This window comes from Phyllobacterium chamaecytisi, from assembly GCF_020164455.1.
Taxonomy (GTDB): Bacteria; Pseudomonadota; Alphaproteobacteria; order Rhizobiales; family Rhizobiaceae; genus Phyllobacterium; species Phyllobacterium chamaecytisi.
The window spans coordinates 123,633-144,028 of record NZ_JAIQWW010000014.1 but is presented as its reverse complement, the minus strand read 5'-3'; the positions used below and the strand labels follow the sequence as shown (position 1 = coordinate 144,028).

General features: G+C 55.7%; 20 protein-coding genes. 10 read left to right on the top strand and 10 right to left on the bottom strand.

The window, feature by feature from the left end; all coding sequences use genetic code 11:
* Positions 1 to 17: 17 nt before the first annotated feature.
* Entirely contained in the window at positions 18 to 1,337 is a 1,320-nt protein-coding gene (locus LB462_RS20555) for an NAD(P)H-dependent oxidoreductase (protein WP_224511847.1), read from the bottom strand.
* A gap of 145 nt (positions 1,338 to 1,482) precedes the next feature.
* Positions 1,483 to 1,776, bottom strand: coding sequence for a hypothetical protein (locus tag LB462_RS20550; RefSeq protein WP_224511846.1), 294 nt, complete (start codon positions 1,774 to 1,776; stop codon positions 1,483 to 1,485).
* A 188-nt stretch (positions 1,777 to 1,964) separates the two neighbouring features.
* Here LB462_RS20550 and LB462_RS20545 point away from each other — a divergent pair, with 188 nt between their 5' ends.
* The gene (locus LB462_RS20545) at positions 1,965 to 2,651 is read left to right on the top strand and encodes an SIMPL domain-containing protein (RefSeq protein ID WP_370637246.1); all 687 of its coding nucleotides are present in this window, start codon (positions 1,965 to 1,967) and stop codon (positions 2,649 to 2,651) included.
* Between the two features lie 109 nt (positions 2,652 to 2,760).
* Here the strand turns inward: LB462_RS20545 and LB462_RS20540 are convergent, their stop codons facing one another.
* Both LB462_RS20540 and LB462_RS20535 read right to left on the bottom strand, forming a co-directional pair.
* A complete protein-coding gene (locus tag LB462_RS20540; RefSeq protein ID WP_224511842.1) occupies positions 2,761 to 3,102 on the bottom strand; it encodes an antifreeze protein in 342 nt (113 codons plus the stop codon).
* Positions 3,103 to 3,245: 143 nt separating this feature from the next.
* Positions 3,246 to 3,701, bottom strand: a complete 456-nt coding sequence (locus LB462_RS20535; RefSeq protein ID WP_224511841.1) for a YcgN family cysteine cluster protein — start codon at positions 3,699 to 3,701, stop codon at positions 3,246 to 3,248.
* A gap of 211 nt (positions 3,702 to 3,912) precedes the next feature.
* On the opposite strand from LB462_RS20535, the gene LB462_RS20530 reads away from it, so the two are divergent.
* Both LB462_RS20530 and LB462_RS20525 read left to right on the top strand, forming a co-directional pair.
* Positions 3,913 to 5,946: an OmpA family protein gene (locus LB462_RS20530; protein ID WP_224511839.1), complete on the top strand. Its 2,034-nt coding sequence runs from the start codon at positions 3,913 to 3,915 to the stop codon at positions 5,944 to 5,946.
* Between the two features lie 123 nt (positions 5,947 to 6,069).
* Positions 6,070 to 6,594, top strand: coding sequence for a TIGR00645 family protein (locus tag LB462_RS20525; protein ID WP_224511837.1), 525 nt, complete (start codon positions 6,070 to 6,072; stop codon positions 6,592 to 6,594).
* A 66-nt stretch (positions 6,595 to 6,660) separates the two neighbouring features.
* Here the strand turns inward: LB462_RS20525 and rpoD are convergent, their stop codons facing one another.
* Entirely contained in the window at positions 6,661 to 8,688 is a 2,028-nt protein-coding gene (rpoD, locus tag LB462_RS20520; RefSeq protein WP_224511834.1) for an RNA polymerase sigma factor RpoD, read from the bottom strand.
* Positions 8,689 to 9,002: 314 nt separating this feature from the next.
* Positions 9,003 to 10,958 (bottom strand): DNA primase, encoded by a 1,956-nt coding sequence (gene dnaG / locus LB462_RS20515; protein WP_224511833.1) that lies wholly within the window; start codon positions 10,956 to 10,958, stop codon positions 9,003 to 9,005.
* 364 nt (positions 10,959 to 11,322) lie between these two features.
* On the opposite strand from dnaG, the gene LB462_RS20510 reads away from it, so the two are divergent.
* Complete coding sequence (locus tag LB462_RS20510) at positions 11,323 to 12,993, top strand: Na/Pi cotransporter family protein (RefSeq protein WP_224511831.1); 1,671 nt, start codon at positions 11,323 to 11,325, stop codon at positions 12,991 to 12,993.
* A gap of 72 nt (positions 12,994 to 13,065) precedes the next feature.
* Here the strand turns inward: LB462_RS20510 and LB462_RS20505 are convergent, their stop codons facing one another.
* A complete protein-coding gene (locus tag LB462_RS20505) occupies positions 13,066 to 13,272 on the bottom strand; it encodes a YMGG-like glycine zipper-containing protein (RefSeq protein WP_505483633.1) in 207 nt (68 codons plus the stop codon).
* A gap of 54 nt (positions 13,273 to 13,326) precedes the next feature.
* Between LB462_RS20505 and LB462_RS20500 the strand changes: the two genes are divergently transcribed.
* The 3 genes from LB462_RS20500 to LB462_RS20490 all read left to right on the top strand — a co-directional run bounded on the left by LB462_RS20500 (position 13,327) and on the right by LB462_RS20490 (position 15,124).
* A complete protein-coding gene (locus LB462_RS20500; protein ID WP_224511926.1) occupies positions 13,327 to 13,809 on the top strand; it encodes a GNAT family N-acetyltransferase in 483 nt (160 codons plus the stop codon).
* Positions 13,806 to 14,354: a DUF1003 domain-containing protein gene (locus tag LB462_RS20495; protein WP_224511830.1), complete on the top strand. Its 549-nt coding sequence runs from the start codon at positions 13,806 to 13,808 to the stop codon at positions 14,352 to 14,354. Before LB462_RS20500 ends, LB462_RS20495 begins: the two co-directional genes overlap by 4 nt.
* A gap of 356 nt (positions 14,355 to 14,710) precedes the next feature.
* On the top strand, positions 14,711 to 15,124 hold the full coding sequence (locus LB462_RS20490) for a cupin domain-containing protein (protein ID WP_224511828.1): 414 nt from the start codon (positions 14,711 to 14,713) through the stop codon (positions 15,122 to 15,124).
* 39 nt (positions 15,125 to 15,163) lie between these two features.
* Here the strand turns inward: LB462_RS20490 and LB462_RS20485 are convergent, their stop codons facing one another.
* Positions 15,164 to 16,069 carry an SGNH/GDSL hydrolase family protein gene (locus LB462_RS20485; protein WP_224511826.1) on the bottom strand — a complete coding sequence of 302 codons (906 nt, stop codon included), beginning with the start codon at positions 16,067 to 16,069 and terminating at the stop codon, positions 15,164 to 15,166.
* A 272-nt stretch (positions 16,070 to 16,341) separates the two neighbouring features.
* On the opposite strand from LB462_RS20485, the gene LB462_RS20480 reads away from it, so the two are divergent.
* Positions 16,342 to 16,509 carry a hypothetical protein gene (locus tag LB462_RS20480; protein ID WP_162701954.1) on the top strand — a complete coding sequence of 56 codons (168 nt, stop codon included), beginning with the start codon at positions 16,342 to 16,344 and terminating at the stop codon, positions 16,507 to 16,509.
* A 442-nt stretch (positions 16,510 to 16,951) separates the two neighbouring features.
* On the opposite strand, the gene LB462_RS20475 is transcribed toward LB462_RS20480, so the two are convergent.
* A complete protein-coding gene (locus LB462_RS20475) occupies positions 16,952 to 17,401 on the bottom strand; it encodes a GatB/YqeY domain-containing protein (protein ID WP_224511825.1) in 450 nt (149 codons plus the stop codon).
* A 270-nt stretch (positions 17,402 to 17,671) separates the two neighbouring features.
* On the opposite strand from LB462_RS20475, the gene carA reads away from it, so the two are divergent.
* Complete coding sequence (gene carA / locus LB462_RS20470) at positions 17,672 to 18,916, top strand: glutamine-hydrolyzing carbamoyl-phosphate synthase small subunit (RefSeq protein WP_224511823.1); 1,245 nt, start codon at positions 17,672 to 17,674, stop codon at positions 18,914 to 18,916.
* On the opposite strand, the gene LB462_RS20465 is transcribed toward carA, so the two are convergent.
* Positions 18,917 to 19,837 carry an aldo/keto reductase gene (locus LB462_RS20465; protein ID WP_224511821.1) on the bottom strand — a complete coding sequence of 307 codons (921 nt, stop codon included), beginning with the start codon at positions 19,835 to 19,837 and terminating at the stop codon, positions 18,917 to 18,919.
* Between the two features lie 83 nt (positions 19,838 to 19,920).
* Between LB462_RS20465 and LB462_RS20460 the strand changes: the two genes are divergently transcribed.
* Entirely contained in the window at positions 19,921 to 20,394 is a 474-nt protein-coding gene (locus LB462_RS20460) for a nuclear transport factor 2 family protein (RefSeq protein WP_224511819.1), read from the top strand.
* Positions 20,395 to 20,396 lie beyond the last annotated feature (2 nt).

Below are 20,396 nucleotides of genomic sequence, written 5' to 3'. Positions count from 1 at the left end.
AGAGACGCTTGCGAGGCTTACGCCCCATAAACCAGTCTGTCCTGGCGGGCGCGGAGTTCAACGATCTTGGAGCCTTGCGCGGGGGCGGCGTTGGCGCTGGTGATGAGTTCGCCCTTCCTGATGGCTTTCGTGACGCTGCCGCCCTGCAAAAGGCCGCAGGGGATGGCGCCGGCGCTTCGTGCCTCTTCGGCGGTCATGATCCACGCGCGGTAGCAATATTCGCCAATCGCATCGAGCCTGTCGCCGGGTTTCAGGTCCTTCTTGGCCACGGCGCAGACCTCGGCCACCGGTTTGGCCAGCGGCACCATGTCGGCCTTGCCGTAAAGCACGACACGGGCGCAGGTCAGCGGCACCTCGAGCGAAGTCAGATGATAGGGCCGATGGAAGGTGAAGTAGGGACCCTTGCCCATCTTCAGGTCTTCCATGCGCTCCGAAATGCGCGGATGCGACATGTCGGCAACGACGAAGACGCCCGGCGCCACGCCCTTGCCGATCGAATAGTCGACGACACCGACCCTTGACAGCACGCCGCCATCCTTTTCCGGCACGAGCACCTTCGACAACTGGTCGAGCGTTGCCGCCGGGCCATGCATGCCCGGCTTGTCGGGCACGAGCCCGGTGGCATTGGCGATCGCCGCCATCTCCACCATGGTCTTCGAGCCGTCGACGAACTCGACCAGCATGCGCACATTCATGTGGCGGCGTCTGGCTTCTTCCTCGTAATCGTCGGGTATCGCATCGATGTTGAGCGGGTTGTTCTTGCCCTTGCCGGCGGCAACGATCGGATGGCCCATGGCCGAGACGAACTCGATCAGCTCCATGCACGAGGACGGCTCATCGCCGGCACCCAGCGAATAGGTGACGCCGAGCCGGTCGGCCTCGCTCTTGAGGTACGCGCCGATGGTCACGTCCGCCTCGACATTCATCATGACCAGATGTTTGCCGTGTTCCATTGCCTTCAGGCCAATCTCGGCCCCGACCGCCGGCACCCCGGTCGCATCGATGACCACATCGATCAGATCGTTCGCAAGGATCAGATCGGCATTATCGGTGACGGCGATCTTGCCGGCTTCCATCGCTTCCGTGAGCGCCGCAGCATTCGACACCTCGCGCGAATGGCCTTCTTCCTGGTAGGCGATGTCGACGGCCTTGATCGCGTTAGGCAAATTGAGTTCGGAAATCGCCCCGATCTCGATGCCGGGCATATGCGCCACACGCGTGACGATGTCGGTGCCCATCTCGCCCGAACCGATCAGGCCGATGCGGATCGGGCGGCCCGTATCCGCACGCGCCTGCATATCCCGCGCCAATCCCGTCAATGCAACATTCGTAGCCATCAATGCCTCCCTGTGCCAGCCTCTGATGGGGACTTCGAGGTTGGTCAATCAAGACATCGAATATTGAACATTTGTATTTTAGTCAAGACCTATGTGCAGAGTGGGAACAGGAATACCGAGTGGCTTCTTCCGTCGTGGAGGCCGCTCACTCGAAGCGACGCCCTTCCCGTTCCGGATCGCGCGAAATCTCCGCCTCCTCCTCATCATCGGGCAGGGCCTCGTCGCTTTCCTGGTACGGATTATCGTCATCTTCCTCCGAAAGACCTGCATCTTCCGGTTCGACCTGCCGTTCACCCAGAATGGCAAGCTCATCGTCGGCTTGCATCTCCGCTTCGCCGGTTCCGATATCCTCCCAATCCGGCGTTTCGATGGGCATATCCGATGCCGGTTCCCGGGGCTCAATGCGTTCAGGACTGTTCTTGGGTTCTCTGCCAGACATGTCATGCTCCTTTAGTTGCAAAGGAAACGCCTCAGAAACTGTTTGGATGCATAAAATGCATAGGTCTTCGAATGTTTTGCCTTTTGCCCTAATCCACCCATAATCACCTGCGACGCAGCAGCTCCATCTTATTCGGGGAGATATCCATGACATCGAAATTTCTGAGCCTGGCCTTTGCGACAACCGCCATGATGGCAGTGCCGTTCGCCGCGTTGGCCGACGAAACACCGCGTCCGCGCATTGTCGTTACTGGCGAGGGCCAAGCGGCATCAGCGCCGGACATGGCCATTATTTCATTGGTGGTGCTGCAGGAGAAGCCTACCGCGCGCGAAGCGCTGACGGCTAACAATGAAGCCATGGCCAAGGTTCTCGACGCAATGAAGAAGGCAGGCATCGCCGAACGCGACCTGCAGACGTCAGGGTTCAACATCGAGCCTCGTTATGTCTACCCGGACAACAAGGATAATACACAACCGCCGGAAGCGCCGAAGATCGTCGGCTACGCTGTTTCCAACTCTTTGACTGTACGCGTGCGTGATCTGAAGAAGGTTGGCGACATTCTCGATCAGTCCGTGACGCTTGGCGTCAATCAGGGCGGCAACCTCACCTTCACCAATGACAAACCCGAGGCAATTGTTGAAGAAGCCCGCAAGAACGCCGTTGCAAATGCATTGGCCAAGGCGAAGACCCTGACGGAAGCTGCAGATGTTGGTCTGGGCAAAGTGATCGAGATCAGCGAGCAGTCCTACAGCCCTCGCCCGATGCCGATGGGCCAAGCCAAGATGATGGCGGCCGCACCCGCGGATTCAGTTCCCGTAGCCACAGGTGAGAACACCTATAATGTGAATGTCAACGTCACGTTCGAATTGAATTGATCAGGTCGATCGTCGGAAATGAAAAAGGGTGCCAGTCGGCACCCTTTTTGTTTCTTGTGGCAGAAAACAGCGTCAGATGACCGCCGCAGTAGACTTTCGAGATGGGCTATTAGCGGATGAACGGGCAGCCAGGTGCACGGGCAAACACGACGGCAGTGCGTAGACCCCGCTTCCATCCAGTTACACGAACAACATTGCGATTAACGACTACCCGTGGGTTGCGGATCCCCATGCGGCTCGCCTTGCTGGCAGCCTGACCCGGAGTGCAAACGCGATATGGGCGATGGCCATAGCGATATTGGACATCGACGAGGGGGGCGGAAGTTGTTCCATGCTGGACCACGATCGGTGAGGCAACGGGTGGTGCCGCGAACGATGTGTTTGCGCCGAGGATGGCACCGATGCTGATTGCAGCACCGACTGCAAGCAACTTGAGTGAAAGACTAGCCATATGAGCGTTCTCCTGTTTGATTGTCCGGGAATTGGGGGAAGTGTTTTCAGACATTCTGAAAACCGGACAGGCGCCCTTTGTTCCACAGACGATCTGAACAAATCCTCAATGCCTCATTCACACAGCGTTCACTTGGAAATCGCTCAGGATGGCAATTTTTCCCGCATCATATGATCAAAATAATCTTCGTCCTCTTTCATTTCGTGATCAAACGCGGTGATCTTGCCACGCACCGAGATCCCGGCTTCATGGACTGTTTCGGGGTTTCCTGAAACAAGCGGATGCCACCAATAAAGATCCTTCCCCTCATCGATCAGACGGTAACCACACGTCTCCGGCAACCAATCGACTGTCCGGACGATCTCGGGTGTCAGGAATACGCAATCCGGCACCTTTTTCTTGCGATGCGTATAGTCTGAGCACTGGCACGTACCGGCGTCCAGCAAGGTGCAAGCCACTGTTGTGAAATAGATTTCTTCTGTGTCCTCGTCTTCCAGCTTGTGCAGACAGCAGCGTCCGCAACCATCGCACAGGCTCTCCCATTGCGAGCGGTTCAGCTCATCCAGAGTCTTCGTTTTCCAGAACGGTTCTTGAGGCATGCGGCTCAAATACATCCCGGACGCCGCCGCGTCCACGTTTTAAACATGAACGCGGGATGAACAGCGTCTTCACTTGAGATACAGGCTGCCCCTGCAATCCTTCATCCATTGCTAATCGGGATCGCACCGGACAAACGGTTGCCACAAACGGGAACAAGGTTGCGATCACAAACATTTGACGTGTTTCAACGACAAGAAACGCGAGACAGGGATGAACATGAAACGGACAGCACTCTTTTTTGCATCGACGGCGATTCTCTTTTCTTCACCGGCGGCAATGGCAGAACAAGCCCCGATCAACCGGCCCTTCATCTCCTCAAACAGCAATGTACCCTCGCTAATGCTGGCGCAGGCGGAAGAGACCGCGCCTCAGGCGGGAGAACCTGTCGAGGAGCTGAAGAAACACAAGGGCGGCGACCACCAGGCAGAAGCAGCAAAGAAACGTGCCGCTGATGAAACAGAAGCCGCAGCGAAGGAACAGCGGAAGGCTGAAGAGCAGGCGAAACATCAGGCCGATCAAGCCGCCAAGGCTGCCGAAAAGGAAAATGAACAGAAGGCTGAAGAGGCAAAGCGCGCTGCGAATGCGGAAGCTGACAAAGCCGCGAAACAACAAAACGCGATAGAAGAAGAAGCCAAACAGAAAGCCGCACAGGAAGCCAAGTCTGCAAAAGCTGCCGAAAAGGAAGCGGCGCAGCAGGCCGAAAAAGCAAGAAAGGCTACCGAAGCAGAATCCGACAAAGCTGCCAAGCAGCAAAAAGCTGTAGAAGAGGACGCGCGAAAGAAGGCAGCGGCAGAGTCCGATGCTGCAAAGGCGGCCGAGAAGCAAACCGCCAAGGAGACGGAAAAGGTCAAGAAAACCACCGAGCAGGAAGCCGATAAGGCTGCCGAAGCGCAAAAAGCCGCCGAGGACGAAGCTCGCAAGAAGACTGATAGTGCGCAAAAGGCAGCGGACAAGCAAACCGATAAAGCCGCCGAAGAAGCGAAGAAGGCAACTGATAAGGCTGCCAAGGAAACGCCGGCAGCTCCTGCACCCGACGCGCCCGCTACCGCTGAACAGCCGTCGCAGGCAACACCCGCAGAGCCGACCACCAAGGAAGCCAAGCCACTCGACCCAGCTACCGGCAAAGCTGCGCAGCAGGAAGCTTCGCCTTTACCGGAAAACGCTGCTCCAGCACTCGACAGCGCGAAACGGCCACCTGCTGGCGGGGCCAAACAGGGGCAAACCGCCGAATCGCCTGCGGATCAAAAACCCGTTGCCGGGCAGCCTGCCGTCGCAGCGCCAAAGAACGATGCGGATGTTCAACAGGAGCTTGCTCCCGTCAAGATCGATTCCGTCCTCACCGAAAAAGGTACCCGCACCAAGGACCGCAGGCCTGATGAACGTCCAGGAGATGTACAGGTAGTCAAGAAATTTGGAGACCGGACCGTCGTCAATATCGACAACAACGTCTACGTCGAGAGCTCCGACCGGCCACGTATGTCACGCGACTCGAAGGACGTCTATTACGAGGATTTGCCTCGTAACCGTACGAGAGAAACCATCGTGCGCGACAATGGAGTGCAGATTGTCACGATCCGCAATCGCTATGGCGATGTGATCCGGCGCTCACGCGTCATGCCGGACGGCCACGAGGTTGTGTTGACATACACGCCCGACTACGACCGCGAGGAACGTCAGGAATGGCGTGATCCAGGTGATGACTTGCCGCCGCTCGCACTCAATATGCCGGTTCGTGATTATATTCTGGACGCGGAAGAGGCGCCTCAGGAAGAGGTGTACGATTTCTTCGAACAGCCGCCTGTGGAACGGGTCGAACGCATCTATTCGATCGACGAGGTCAAGCGCTCGGCACGCATCCGCGACAAGGTTCGCCGCGTCGATCTCGATACGATCACCTTCCAGTTCGGCTCTGCGGATGTAGGCGAAGACCAGATCAGCCACATTGAAAGCGTTGCAAAGGCCATGGCGCAAATCCTCAAGAAGAATCCCGCCGAGACTTTCCTGATCGAGGGTCACACCGACGCCGTCGGGTCCGACCAGGCAAACCTTGTCCTTTCGGACAGGCGAGCAGAATCCGTGGCCCAGGCTCTGACCAATGTCTTCGATATTCCGCCGGAAAACATGGCTACCCAGGGCTATGGCGAACAATATCTGAAGATCAAAGCCGACGGCCCGGAACAGGAGAACCGCCGCGTCGCCATTCGCCGCATCACACCGCTGGTTGCCCCCGTGGCCAGCAACTGACATCGGCCCTTTTAATAAAAAACCCGGACCTAGGCCCGGGTTTTTTATGTTTGTTGCTTGAGTTAAGCTCCGTCCTGCTTATTTGTTGATCTGAGCCCGATTGTTCAACCGGACCCTTATTTTATGAAACGTCTCGAAATCTTCGTCGAAAACATCATCCTCGCCTCGCGCTGGCTCCTGGTCGTCTTCTACCTTGGCCTTGCCGCAGCGCTTGCAATCTATGCTTTCTCTTTCGCCGGCAAGCTGGTGGACTTCGTATCCAAAGTCACCAGCCTCAACGAAACCGACACTATCCTCAAAATGCTCAGCCTGATCGATGCAGCGCTGGTCGCCAGCCTCGTCGTCATGGTCATCATTTCAGGCTATGAGAATTTCGTCAGCCGCTTCGATCAAGCCGATGAGGTTCACTGGCTTGGAACGATCGATGCAGGATCGCTCAAGATCAAGGTGGCATCGACCATTGTCGCCATATCGTCGATCCATCTGCTGCAGGTCTTTCTGAACCTGACCCAGTTCAGTACCGAACAGCTGACATGGTTCACCGTGATCCACCTCGCCTTCGTGTTCTCGGCGCTGTTTCTCGCCTATATCGACAAGCTGATGGTGAAGGACAAGGGCGACAAGAAGGCCGAAGAGCCATCGCTCTGAACGAACTGCACAACAAAAAGCCCGGCACTTGGCCGGGCTTTTTTTGTTTGTCGTGACTTCAGAATATCAGCTGTCGAGGAACGAACGCAGCTTTCTGGAGCGGCTCGGATGCTTCAGCTTGCGCAATGCCTTTGCTTCGATCTGACGAATACGCTCACGTGTTACCGAGAACTGCTGGCCAACTTCTTCCAGCGTGTGATCCGTGTTCATGCCGATGCCGAAACGCATGCGCAGCACGCGTTCTTCGCGCGGTGTCAATGAAGCCAGAACCCGTGTTGTCGTATCGCGCAAATTGGCCTGAATGGCAGCGTCGATCGGCAAAAGCGCATTCTTGTCCTCGATGAAATCGCCGAGATGCGAATCTTCCTCGTCGCCAACCGGCGTTTCGAGCGAGATCGGTTCCTTGGCGATCTTCAGCACCTTGCGCACCTTCTCAAGCGGCATGGCAAGCTTTTCAGCCAGCTCTTCCGGTGTCGGTTCACGGCCGATTTCATGCAGCATCTGGCGAGACGTCCGAACGATCTTGTTGATCGTCTCGATCATATGCACCGGAATACGGATGGTGCGCGCCTGATCGGCGATCGAACGGGTGATCGCCTGACGAATCCACCAGGTGGCATAGGTCGAGAACTTGTAACCGCGACGGTATTCGAACTTGTCCACCGCCTTCATCAGGCCGATATTGCCCTCCTGGATCAGGTCGAGGAACTGCAAACCGCGATTGGTATATTTCTTGGCAATGGAAATAACGAGACGCAGATTTGCCTCGACCATTTCCTTCTTGGCGAGCGCGGCTTCACGTTCGCCTTTCTGCACCTGATTGACGATACGGCGGAATTCCGAGATCGAAATGGCGGTTTCCTGCGCCATGTTCTGAATTTCCGTACGCAGGTTCTTAATCGTCTCTTTTTCGTTCTTGGTATATTCTTTCCAGCCGCGCGTCGTCAGGTTGGAAACAGCCTTCAACCAGTTCGGATCGAGCTCGTTGCCCTGATACTCCTTGAGGAAGTCCTCGCGACGTACCCCGTAAGATTCGGCCAGGCGCAGCAAGCGCCCTTCGTTCTGAACGAGACGCTTATTGATGTCGTAGAGCTGGGCGACCAGCGCTTCGATACGGTTCTGGTTCAGTGATAGCGACTTGACCGCCTTGATCAGCTGATCCTTGAGTTCCTTGTAGCGGCGCTCCTGGCTCGGCGACAGCGATCCAGAGGCAGCAAGGCGGTTTTCCACCTGCTGATCCTGCAATTTGCGCAGCTTCTTGTAGGTATCGGCAATAATGTCGAGCGTTTCCATGACCTGCGGACGCAGTTCGGCTTCCATCGCGGCAAGCGACAGATTTGCCTCATCATCCTCGTCATCATCTTCTTCGACGGGCGTGTCACCGCCAACATTGGTGATGTCGTCATCGTCGCGGCGGCTGCGCATCCGGTCATTGGCCGCAGCAGGCTTTTCCTCCTCGACGCGTTCGATCACCGGAGCCTGTTTGGCTTCGGGACCCGCATAGGTCGTTTCAAGGTCGATGATTTCGCGCAGCAGTATCTTCGACTCGTTCAGATCCTCGCGCCAGATGATGATCGCCTGAAAGGTCAGCGGGCTTTCGCAAAGACCCGAGATCATGGTTTCGCGACCAGCCTCGATGCGCTTGGCAATAGCGATTTCGCCTTCGCGCGACAACAGTTCGACCGTGCCCATCTCGCGTAGATACATGCGGACGGGATCGTCGGTGCGATCAGTTGGTTCCTTTTTGGTGGTCGTCGGTGCTACGGCAGTGCCAGTCGACTCCGCGAGTTCGCGGGCATCGCTTTCCTCGTCGGCGCTGTTGTCGGTTTCTTCAGCGTCAGCGTCCTGCTCGTCATCTTCGACAACGTTGATGCCCATGTCACTCAGCATGGCCATGGTGTCTTCGATCTGTTCGGAAGTGACCTCTTCGGATGGCAGAACTGCATTGAGTTCGTCCATCGTCACATAGCCGCGTTTTTTCGCGAGCTTGATCATCTTCTTGACAGCGTCATCGGAAAGGTCGAGAAGCGGTCCGTCTGGCGCGCCTTCGCGCTCGACTTCTACTTCTTCGTTTTCCTTTGCCTTCGTTGCCATATTCTATATCTCCAAGCGGTGTTCGCTTTGTTCCCCTGACGGGCGCTTTGTTCATGCATGAAAACAACGAGCGCGGCAGCGCACCGGTTCCCCTACACCATCAAGGTATAAATGATCGACTAGCCGAAATCCTGTTAATGGCGGATTAACCTTGTTATTCCGTCACGCTACATATCTGCCGAATTTGCCGGTTTTTTCGCTTTACCCGCAAACATCGACGAAATATCTTTAATTCGCGCACTCTGATTCCGTCATTATTGACCCACGTCAACCCCGACTCAACTGATTCGTGGGAAAAAAGCGAATCAATTCGGTCAAAACCCCTTGCCCGATCGCCCTGACGGTATTCCGAACCCTTCGATCAGCGCTTCAGTTGCCTGCGCATTGCGAATATCGTTCTGAATATCGAGGAGCCGGTTAAGGTTTTCATCGGTGGCTTCGCTCGCCAAGGCGGTTTCAGCTACTTTCAGCTCTTTATGTAGTGTGCTTGCGCGTTGATGCAAGTGAATCGCCTGCTTTAGCGCCTCCAAAGCGTCTTCTTCTGCCGCTTCCGCCGTCGCGGTCCACATGCGCGCACGCCGCGTCAATGCTTCCAGCGCTTCAATCAAGGCGCCATGATTGGTATCAACCATCGCCTTGCGCATCTCTGTCCCGTTGGCGACATGATGCTCGGCCATCGCGTTGAGCATGGCCGCATGAAAGCGCTTGAGGTCCGGATGGCTGAATTCAAGCCGCACCACGGTTTCGAAATCCTCCTCGATCAACCGCGGGTGATTGAACAACGTCATCAGGATAGCGGTCTCGCGCAAGGGAGGCGCTGCCGACGTGGTCTTGACCAAAACGGAACGCGCCAGACTGTCGGAAACCGCAAAACGGCCATTGGCTGCGCCCCTGCCCTGTTGGCCATAACCATTCTGCTGACCGAAACTGTTCTGGTTATTATTGCGTGAGTTATTGTTGCTGCGTTGGTTCGAACCGAAGAACTGCTGGATACGCTCACGCACATCCTGCGCATAGTGGCGCCGTACGTTCTCATCACCGATCAGCGCTGTCATCTGTTTAAGGCGTGCTTCAAGTTCGGCGCGCCGCTCCGGTGTGTCGAAGACACCGCTCGCCGTTTCGCGCGTCCACAGCATGTCCGCCAGCGGTCGAGCATCATCGAGCACAGCCTGGAAAGCCTGCGGGCCGGAACTCTTGACCAGATCGTCAGGGTCCTTGCCTTCCGGCAGCACAGCAAAACGCAAGGAGAAGCCGGGCTTCAACACGGGCAGCGCCAAATCGATCGCGCGGTGTGCGGCCTTGATGCCCGCACTGTCGCCATCGAAACAAAGTATGGGTTCCGGCGACATACGCCAGAGGAGATCGAGCTGATCTTCCGTCAAGGCGGTCCCGAGCGGCGCGACGGCCTGGGTGAAACCGGCCTGCGCCAAGGCAATCACATCCATATAGCCTTCGACGGCGATGACGGCCTTTGCCGGTTGCCCGGCCTGCGGTTGCGCTGCCTTTCTGGCGCGCAGGGCGTTAAAAAGAATTTTGCCCTTATGGAAGAGTTCGGTCTCGTTGGAATTCATGTATTTCGCGATGGCATTGGGTGCCAGCGCTCGCCCGCCAAAGGCGATGATACGGCCGCGCAAGTCCTCAATAGGAAACATGATGCGATCACGGAAACGATCAAACGACACCGGCTTGTCATCGCCATAAACCACCAGTCCGCAGGCTTCGATCTGCTCCTTGGTGGCATTCTTCGATGCCAGATGTTCCTTGAGTGCGTTGCGGCTCTCGGGCGCATAACCCAGACGATACGAATGCTGCGTCGCAGCGCTCAAGCCCCGCTCTCGCAGATAAGCACGGGCCTTGGCTCCGCCAGCCGCCTGCAGCTGCTCCTCGAAAAACTTGGTCGCCATCTCCATGACGTCGTAGAGCGTGGCACGTTTCGCCTCGCGTATTTCCATTTCAGCGTCGCGCGCCGGCATCGGCACGCCGGCCATGTCGGCAACACGCTGCACGGCCTCGGGGAAACTCAACCCCTCGAGCTCTGTCAAAAAACGGAAATGATCACCAGTAACGCCGCAGCCGAAACAATGGTAGCGGCCCTTGCGATCCTCGCAGTGGAAGCTCGGCGATTTTTCGCCGTGAAACGGACAGCAAGCCCAGAAATCACCCTTCGGCGCGTTGGTCTTTTTCCGGTCGAACGAAACGCGCGTCCCGATCACGCTGGAGATCGGTACACGCTCCCTGATCTCATCGAGAAAGGACGGCGGAAATCGCATGCGGCTCTTCGTTCTTCAAATTGGCGCTTCGGAAAGTCAGTTTGGCAGCCTGGAACTCTATCTATCAGGCTTGAACCATATTGCATTAAATAAGAACGCGGCGGAAGTCCGGCAAGCCCGTCATCCCCTGTTCATCACGTAGAATCGCTTCTCGACGGACTCCGAGCTTTTACAAGCCGGCAAACGATTATTTGCCCGATACAAAACTGTCATAAAATTGTTACAATACGCCAAAAGCGACACATTTTTTCTTAGCCGGAACATAATTTTTTCCCTTTTTGATTGATATGTTATCTTAATGAATCGCAACTAAAATCGCGTAGTTGCATTACCGTGTTTTCCGTACTCGACAGGATCATCACAAGTGAACGGTTCCGCAATTTTGTTGCATCTGGCAGGCGCAGTGGCGCTCTTGCTGTGGGCGACACGCATGGTTCGCACCGGCGTCGAGCGCGCCTATGGCGAGCGCATGCGCCAAAGCTTGCGCGGCGTACTGCACAATCCTGTTCTCGCCGTCCTCTGGGGACTGATGCTTTCCATCGCGCTGCAAAGCTCCACGGCCGTTAGTCTTCTGGTCGGCTCCTTTGTCGGTTCCGGTTTTGTCAGCGGCATCGCCGGGCTCATGGCCGTGAGGGGCGCCGAGGTTGGATCAGCGCTTGTCGTCAAGATACTGAGCTTCGACCTGACATTGCTGGTACCGCTCTGCCTGGTGGCAGGGACCGTTATCTTCATGTCGACCGAACGAAGCAACTGGCGGCAGGTGGGCCGTATCCTCGTCGGCATCGGCCTTCTCGTGCTTTCGCTCGAAATGACCGGCCAGGCAACAGAACCTTTGCGCAACAGTGAATTACTGCCGGTGATCGTCGGCTACCTGAATACCGATCCCGTCACCGCATTTCTCATTGCAGCGTTGATGACATGGCTGTTCCATTCCAGCATCGCCGCCGTGCTGCTGCTGGTGACATTTGCCTCGCGCGGCCTCATCCAGCCGGAACTCGGCATCGTGATGATTTTTGGCGTGAACCTTGGCTCATCCTTCATCGCACCGCTTTTGACCCGCAATGCTGCCCCGCAAACGCGTATCGTGCCGATGGGCAATCTGCTGATGCGTGGGGCTGGCTCCATCGTTATCCTGATCCTTTATCTGACGTTCAAGCCATCCGTGGCCTTCCTCGGCTCCGCACCGGCTGATCAGGTCATCAATGGCCACATCCTCTTCAACATCATCATCTTGCTTGCTGGCGTTCCGCTTTCCGCGCTTGTCCTTAAGGTTACCAAGGCTGTCGTCGCGCTCAATGTCCCAGTCGAACAGCCAAAATCGCTTGATCACGCGGAACTCAGCGCTCTGGACGAAAGCGTGCTCGACACACCAAGCTTGGCGCTGGCCAATGCCACCCGCGAGACAGTGCGTGTGTGCGAGACCGTGGAGATCATGCTGCGCGGGATCATCGGGCTCTACGAGAACCCCGTACAGGAGCGTATCGACGAATTGTCCGCCCTTGATGACAAGGTCGACCGCAAGCACGCGGCAATCAAGCTTTACCTGGCCAAGCTGACGACGAAGCCTCTGAGCGACTTCGAAGTCGCGCGCGCTCGGGAGCTGCTGGGTGCCTGCGTGAAGCTGGAACAGGTCGGCGACATCATCGTCCGCAATATGCTGGCGCTGGTGCAGAAAAAGATGGACCGGAAACTCAAATTCACCGACGAAGGCTGGCTGGAACTCAGCAACTTCCACGCCAAGGTGCTTACTAACGCGCGTATGGCGTTCAATGTGCTCGTCTCACGTGATCGCGAAACGGCCCATCAACTGGTGCTTGAAAAAGATCACTTGCGCGACCTTGAAAAGCAGAGCAGCGAGCGGCACTTCCGCCGCCTTCGTGAAGGCACGACCCGCAGCGTCGAGACGAGCTCGATTCACCTCGACACGATCCGCGATCTGAAACAGGTCAATTCGCTGCTGGCCGCCATGGCGTATCCCGTCCTCGAAGAACAGGGCCTTTTGAACACCACACGTTTGCGCGCCTTGCACAGCTGACCGTTTATGGCGTCGAGGCATCGGCGCTATCCAAAACGGAGGCCATTTCACTTGTGCCAGTGTATTTCGTGTTCAATAGTCGCGATGAATGTGATTGTTGGACCCAATAAAGGCGCCCATGGCGGTGCCGATCAGTAGTCCAAGAAGTACATTGCCCATAATTGCTTCGCCAACGCCCGCGCCAACTGACAATCCAGCCAGCATTCCAATAATGGTAGACCAGGTTTGTTCTTTCATTTTAGCCTCCGTTTTTATTATCAATGAACGCCGCAAAGTCATTCGAGTTCCAACGGAGCGCTGAACTACAAATCAACAAAACGGGAAATGAACGTGATGATTTCGCTAAGACCGATGCGTGCCGATGAATACTCGGCTTATCTGGATTATTTCATTCCTGACTACGCGGCGGAAATAGCAGCCAATTACCACCTTTCACCTGTCGAATCCCGTTTACAGGCCTTGCGCGAGATTGATGAGGATTTGCCGCAGGGTGTGGAAACGTCGGGCCAGGTGCTGCTGTGTATAATCGACAGCCTTTCAGGTGACGACAGTTTAGTCGGGTATTTCTGGTACCGGCCGGATATCCCGGCACGTTCGATCTACATAAGCGATTTCCATATTTTCGCCGCGCATCAGGGAAAAGGCTACGGCAAGGAGGCCTTGGCCGCTCTGGAATTGGGACTGTCTAAAACGGGGTTCACGCAAATCAAGTTGCGTGTGGCTGAAGACAACAAACGGGCAAAACACGTTTATGATGTTTCTGGATTTCGCGTGACAGGCGTCAATATGAGCAAAGCGATCGGAATAAAAGAATGAACAATGTCGAAGAAGTGAAAAAAGGCCTGTGGGATACCGAGCGAAAGCTGCTTCACCACTTAAGGGAAATTCGCCGGCGGGATCGCGACATCAAACCCGCTGACCTCGAAAATCAGCTTACACGCGGTCAAAAGATCGCCGACAAAGTTGCCGCAACGATGGGATCCTGGTCATTCATCATCATCCAGACGACAATCCTGTTTTTCTGGATAGTGCTCAACGTCACTGCCTATGTGCGGGAATGGGATCCCTATCCCTTCATACTTCTCAATCTGGCTCTGTCGTTCCAGGCCGCTTACGCTGCGCCGTTCATCATGATGAGCCAGAACCGCCAGCAGGATATCGATCGGAAGGAAGCGGAAAACGACTACCGCATCAATATCAAAGCAGAGCTCGAAATCGAATTGCTGCATGAGAAGATTGAACTTCTTCACCAGAAGATCGACCAGATGCGAGAAAAGGAAGTTGTGACCCTCACAGAGGCAGTCGAGGAACTCGCAACACAGAAACAACCGCCTGAAGAGGCCGGTGGTACTTCCAAATAAAAAGGACCGCTGCGGGAGGAGGTGCAGCGGTCCTGATTGTAAATGTACCGCGGGAGGAGGTGCAGTACATTCCATGTTGGGGTATCTGGGAGGAGAAGAACCCAACACCAATAAGTTAGCACCGCACAAAAATCTGGCAACTTACAAAAATGCATAATAGCTATGCAAATTGTCGCATTGACCAGATCGATGCCGACTCACCTGTAAGAACCGTACTACGTCGTATTTCGAATTTTGCGGAATCAGGCAGCAACTGCCATGAAAGGCCGCGTTGGGTCAAAAGTTTTTGATTTCCGCTGCTGCCAACCCCTTTGTGGTAGTGTTCAAGCCGGTCATGAATTCCATGGAGGATAGTGATGGATGCAAAATCAAAACCCACCTGCCGTATAGTCAAACCCCACCACACCTATGGCGGCAAACAGGGGCTCGACTATTTCGAGGGTATCGCGGCGGAGACGGTCGGATCCACAGGTATCTGCATGCATCTTCTGACTATCCCGCCTGGCGCGCGCGCCAAGGCGCATCTGCACGAGGCTCACGAAACAGCGATCTATATGCTGTCCGGCGAGGCGCATACCTGGTACGGCAATCGACTGGAGGAGCATGTCGTGGTGCATGCCGGGGAGCTTTTCTACATTCCGGCCGGCGTTCCGCATCTGCCGGCCAATCTCAGCAGTACGCCTTGCACCGCGATCATTGCCCGCAGCGACCCGAACGAGCAGGAAAGCGTTGTACTGCTGCCGGAGCTGGATGCATTGGTGCCGGCTTAAGCCAGCTGCGTCAAGGTTTTCCGAGGTGTTCTGGAGGTGTCAGGACACGGCAAGAATTTGGTCGATTGCCGCATCGAATTTTTTTGCAATCTTCTTTGAAGCTTTTTCGTTCGGGTGAAGTTCATCATGCCAATTGCCCTGGCAGCAATTTCTTGCATCGACAAGATGCACCTTTGCGGACGAATCCGCGACTCCCGCCAGCAATTCATAAAACCTGTCGACGGAGTACTTCACGATCTCTTTGGCGATATCGCTGTCCCAGGCGTACCCCAGCGCCTTGAACGGTTTGCCCAGCCATGGCCCGTTGTTGCGCGGATGCGCGTAGTCGTACCCCTGCAGAAGGACATGGGTGTAGCCGCTTGACCAGACGTTGACGTTTTTCACCATCTGTCTGTATCCGGCTTTGAGCCCGTTCAAGATTTGTTTGAATTCGCTATCCTTGATGTAGTCACGCGGATCACTCGAGCCTCCGCCTTGAGAAAAGCGCTTGACGTACTTGGCCAAACTCCCGCCTCCAAGGAAGTCATTGCCGCCACCTGAAAATATGAAAAACTGCCTTTGTCCCCCCGAAATCGGTTGTTTGTATTGGGGCGGATTTCTTGTAATTTCCGCGAACGTGTCGCCCGGAAAACCAATATTAAGTGTGTCATACTTTGCGGTATCTTTTGCGAGGGCGTTAACAAAGGTCATTTCGTATCCCAACGCGCTTGACTCGGGCCAGAGGACGTTGATCCAGGAATCTCCCTCGGCAAGAATCTTTATCCTGCCTCCCACCGACATTGTTGTTACGAGCTGCTCCGCAAGTGTTATACGCCGCATTGTCCTAATGGCATCAGATGCCGAAACACCCTTCAGCGGCGTGATCTTGAACACGAGAGCATTTTTTGGATCTGGCTCCATCTTGAAAGCCGACTTGAAATCAAGATGAGCAGCGGTTTTAGCCATGATAGTCTCCCCAAAAGCTGGCGCATCAATGACAATCCGGGGTGGACGATATGCCGTCACGGAACATTCCGCCATAACCACAACGGTAATTTGAGTGAAGCAAGAGGCAAGAACGACGATATGTTTGGAGCTTCGGCTGCTCTTAGTGTCTGCAGGTTGCCAAACCGGTCAAACCTTTGGTCCCGCGCCGAGCATGATTCCCGCTTCACGGTATCCTGAACAAATGCCACATTTTCCTGACAATATTCCTGCTGAAACAAGGTTGAGTGGCCATGAAGCGCAAGTCAAAATCCCCGGAGAGTCCCTTAGACAAACACACTGTGGAAGAGCTGGAATTTCAGGAGCGTCTGATTATCAAATACATGAAAGAGGGCATGACGCGCGAAGAAGCGGCAATGCAAGCGCTCGCCGATTTGCGGGAAAAAATGGATCGGCGCTGAACCAACGTATGTTGTGACCGACTTGCCGAACCTATGTTAGGATAGTTTCCAACAATCTTGGGCTTCCAATGTAGGAGCAAATGATGAGAAAATCAGGAACAATCTTATTGACGTTGGCTTTGGCCGCTATGTTCACGTCCGGCTCGGCAACCATATCGATGGCGCACGGTAAAACTCATGGCGCTCACAAATACCACGTGCATCGCGTTGACGGCCTCTGGCGTGCGAATGGTTATTGGTACCCACAATTTAAAGACTGCTATTTCCCGTACCGCTACGATCTTCCCCTCTATTGCGACGAATCCACTCAACGCTTTTCGAAGCGGAACGAGTGGGGACGGGGCACAAAGCCTATCAGAAAATAAGGTAGGGCCGACTGGGTCTGCAGTTCATCGCCTTCGGATCGTACACCAGAAGTGTCACACGAAGGCGATGAACTCGCCTATTGCAGAATCTCTTTGACGATGCTGCTGGCTTTGCTGAAATCCATCTGGCCGGCATATCGTTCCTTGAGCACGTTCATGCTCTTGCCCATATCGCGCAGGCCGCTTGCACCGATTTCATCGACAACCTGCTTGGCCGCATGGCGGATCTCCGCATCGTTCAACTGCTTCGGCATGAAGTCGCGAATGATCTCGATTTCCGCACGTTCCTGCGCGGCGAGTTCCGAACGGTTGCCATCTTCGTAAAGCTTTGCCGACTCTTCGCGCTGCTTGATCATCTTGGCAAGAATGGAGCTTATCTCGTCATTGGTTGCAGGCTCCTTGCCCGAACCCCGGTTGAGAATATCGCGATCCTTGATGGCGGACATGATCAGGCGCAGCGTCGGCACGCGGCGCTTGTCTTGTGCTTTGATGGCTGTGGTTAGTGCCGCTGCGATGGTATCGCGCATATCTAGAGCCTCCTGGTTGCGCGCACTCTATGGCTGGCTCGACGCGAAAACAATCATCGTCCCATGCGGTCTGGCATGATTCCACGAAGAGTTCTTGTGTCGCAATTGACGTTGAGCGCGGCTTTGTTTATGGACTGGGTCTTAGCCAGACATTTTGTTGTTGCTGCGGTGGGGAGCCAAGTCACCACCGCGTTCAGCCATGTCATATGGAACGTTGGACGGTGTTTTTCAACGCCGGCAACGACGCAAGCCCACGTTCAGGAGTGCCGCATGATCACCAACACAACGACAGACGCCGGTACATCGTCAAAGACCGCGGGCTGGACGGAATTCAAGCCGACGGCATTGCTGGTTCTGGCCGATGGCACCGTCATCGAAGGCAAGGGCCTTGGTGCGACCGGCATCTGCGAAGCCGAAGTCTGCTTCAACACCGCGCTTACCGGCTACGAGGAGATTCTTACTGATCCGTCCTATGCCGGCCAGATCGTCACCTTTACATTCCCGCATATAGGCAATGTCGGCACCAACAAGGAAGACATCGAGGATCTGACCCCGGCCAACCGCGCCGGTGCGGTTGGTGCAATCTTCAAGGCCGATATTACCGCGCCTTCGAGTTATCGCGCTGCCGACCACCTGGATCATTGGTTGAAAGCGCGCGGCGTTATTGCTCTGGCTGGCGTCGACACCCGCGCCCTGACAGTTCTCATCCGCGAGAAGGGTATGCCGAACGCTGTGATTGCCCATGACCCGGACGGCAAGTTCGATATTCCAGCGTTGAAAAAGCGCGCCGCGGCGTGGCATGGCCTGCTTGACCTCGACCTCGCCAAAGACGTTACGTCGGGGCAGAGTTCCGTTTGGACCGAGAAGCCATGGGTGTGGAACGAAGGCTTTGACGAGCAAACGGCGCCGGAGTTCCACGTTGTCGCCATCGACTATGGCATCAAGCGCAATATCCTGCGGCTCATCGCCGGTCTTGGTGCAAAAGTCACCATTCTCCCGGCTAACGCCACCGCCGAAGACGTTCTGGCCCATAAACCGGATGGCATCTTCCTCTCCAATGGACCAGGCGATCCGGCGGCGACCGGTAAATACGCCGTTCCAGCCATCAAGGAGCTTATCAAGACCGACATTCCGGTCTTCGGCATCTGCCTCGGTCACCAGATGCTGGCGCTCGCACTTGGCGGCGATACCAAGAAGATGCACCAGGGCCATCACGGCGCGAACCATCCGGTGCGAGATGACACGACGGGCAAGGTCGAGATCGTTTCAATGAACCACGGCTTTGCCGTCGATGCCGAATCCTTTCCGGATGGCGTCGAGGAAACCCATATCTCCCTGTTCGACGGCAGCAATTGCGGCCTGCGTGTTGTCGGCCGTCCGGTCTTTTCAGTGCAGCATCACCCCGAAGCGTCGCCGGGTCCGCAGGACTCACATTATCTGTTCCGTCGGTTCTTCAACCTGATCCGGGAGAGCAAGGGCATGGAGACACTGCCCGAACGCGATCACGCCGCCTGATCAGGCGACGTCGTGGCCAGTACTTGCCTTTAATATCGCAAACCACTGCTGGCGATCGAGCTCGATATCCAACGCAGATACCATCGCGGTCAGCCGCTCGACCTTGAGACTGCCAAGAACCGGGATCAGCCTCGCTGGATGGCGCAACAGCCATGCGATCGCTATCGCAGATATCTCGGCTCCGCCGATCTCATCTGCAACCGCTTGCAAAGCCTCACACACGCGTTGTTCCTGCACCCCATCGCCCGTGAACAGACTACCGCCACCCAGCGGAGACCAGATCATAGGCACATAACGCAGGCGTTGTGCGTGATCGAGACTGCCGTCCGAAAGCGGCGTGGTATTCAGGACCGACATCTCAATCTGGTTGGTAACCAAGGGAAAGGGCAATCGCGAAGCCAGGAGATCGAACTGCGAAGGCGAAAAATTGGAGACGCCGACTGCTCTCACCTTTCCTGCCTTGACGATAGTCTCAAGCGCTGCCGCTGTTGCATCCGCGTACATCAGCGGATCGGGGCGATGAATAAGCAATAGATCGATGTAGTCCGTGTGCAGGTTCGTGAGCGAACGATCCACCGAGGCTTTGATGTGTGCGGCACTGGTATCGTAATGCTTGATCCGGTTATCAGGCCGCGCATCCGACTTCAGCATGATATCGCATTTGGTGACCAGTTCGAAGGCTTCGCGCTTGCCGCCCCAGCGCTTGAGCCCGGCACCGAACGCTTCCTCAACACCGTAGTTCCCATAAATATCCGCGTGATCGAAGCTCGTCATGCCAAGATCGATCGCAGCAGCGATCAGCCTCGCCACGCTGCCCGCGTCAGGCTTTTCCGGTTCGTTCAGCAGGCGCCAGGCACCTAGAACCAGCCGGGATAGGGAGAGGCCGCGGGCATTGAGTGCAATACGCTTTTCATAGGACATGGAAAAAACACCTCGGTTGGAATAATCATTGCCTCGATCAGTTTCGTGCGACGCGCGGAACGTAAAAATGAGGAGTATCGACCATGTCGGAACAGCGCCCGCCCCTACCTCCATTTACGCACGAAACCGCGGTGCAAAAAGTCCGTGGCGCCGAGGACGGTTGGAACAGCCGCAACCCCGAGCGCGTATCGCTGGCATATACGATCGACAGCTATTGGCGCAATCGTGCAGAGTTTGTCGAGGGACGCGAGGCAATTGTGGCTTTCCTCACGCGCAAGTGGAATCGTGAACTCGATTACCGGCTGATCAAGGAGCTTTGGGCATTCACTGACAACCGAATCGCCGTTCGCTTCGCTTACGAATACCACGATGATTCCGGCAACTGGTTTCGTGCCTACGGCAATGAAAACTGGGAATTCGACGAAAACGGCCTGATGCAAAAGCGGTTTGCTTGCATCAACGACCTCCCGATCAAGGAATCCGAACGCAAGTTTCACTGGGACCGCTCCGGACCACGTCCAGCCGATCATCCCGGCCTGTCAGACCTCGGACTATAAAA

Bases quoted from the DNA above. Each gene is read 5' to 3' on its own strand.
- LB462_RS20555 (WP_224511847.1), bottom strand. From the start codon at position 1,337: ATGGCTACGAATGTTGCATTGACGGGATTGGCGCGGGATATGCAGGCG.
- LB462_RS20550 (WP_224511846.1), bottom strand. From the start codon at position 1,776: ATGTCTGGCAGAGAACCCAAGAACAGTCCTGAACGCATTGAGCCCCGG.
- LB462_RS20545 (WP_370637246.1), top strand. From the start codon at position 1,965: ATGATGGCAGTGCCGTTCGCCGCGTTGGCCGACGAAACACCGCGTCCG.
- LB462_RS20540 (WP_224511842.1), bottom strand. From the start codon at position 3,102: ATGGCTAGTCTTTCACTCAAGTTGCTTGCAGTCGGTGCTGCAATCAGC.
- LB462_RS20535 (WP_224511841.1), bottom strand. From the start codon at position 3,701: ATGCCTCAAGAACCGTTCTGGAAAACGAAGACTCTGGATGAGCTGAAC.
- LB462_RS20530 (WP_224511839.1), top strand. From the start codon at position 3,913: ATGAACATGAAACGGACAGCACTCTTTTTTGCATCGACGGCGATTCTC.
- LB462_RS20525 (WP_224511837.1), top strand. From the start codon at position 6,070: ATGAAACGTCTCGAAATCTTCGTCGAAAACATCATCCTCGCCTCGCGC.
- rpoD (WP_224511834.1), bottom strand. From the start codon at position 8,688: ATGGCAACGAAGGCAAAGGAAAACGAAGAAGTAGAAGTCGAGCGCGAA.
- dnaG (WP_224511833.1), bottom strand. From the start codon at position 10,958: ATGCGATTTCCGCCGTCCTTTCTCGATGAGATCAGGGAGCGTGTACCG.
- LB462_RS20505 (WP_505483633.1), bottom strand. From the start codon at position 13,272: ATGACTTTGCGGCGTTCATTGATAATAAAAACGGAGGCTAAAATGAAA.
- LB462_RS20500 (WP_224511926.1), top strand. From the start codon at position 13,327: ATGATTTCGCTAAGACCGATGCGTGCCGATGAATACTCGGCTTATCTG.
- LB462_RS20495 (WP_224511830.1), top strand. From the start codon at position 13,806: ATGAACAATGTCGAAGAAGTGAAAAAAGGCCTGTGGGATACCGAGCGA.
- LB462_RS20490 (WP_224511828.1), top strand. From the start codon at position 14,711: ATGGATGCAAAATCAAAACCCACCTGCCGTATAGTCAAACCCCACCAC.
- LB462_RS20485 (WP_224511826.1), bottom strand. From the start codon at position 16,069: ATGGCTAAAACCGCTGCTCATCTTGATTTCAAGTCGGCTTTCAAGATG.
- LB462_RS20480 (WP_162701954.1), top strand. From the start codon at position 16,342: ATGAAGCGCAAGTCAAAATCCCCGGAGAGTCCCTTAGACAAACACACT.
- LB462_RS20475 (WP_224511825.1), bottom strand. From the start codon at position 17,401: ATGCGCGATACCATCGCAGCGGCACTAACCACAGCCATCAAAGCACAA.
- carA (WP_224511823.1), top strand. From the start codon at position 17,672: ATGATCACCAACACAACGACAGACGCCGGTACATCGTCAAAGACCGCG.
- LB462_RS20465 (WP_224511821.1), bottom strand. From the start codon at position 19,837: ATGTCCTATGAAAAGCGTATTGCACTCAATGCCCGCGGCCTCTCCCTA.
- LB462_RS20460 (WP_224511819.1), top strand. From the start codon at position 19,921: ATGTCGGAACAGCGCCCGCCCCTACCTCCATTTACGCACGAAACCGCG.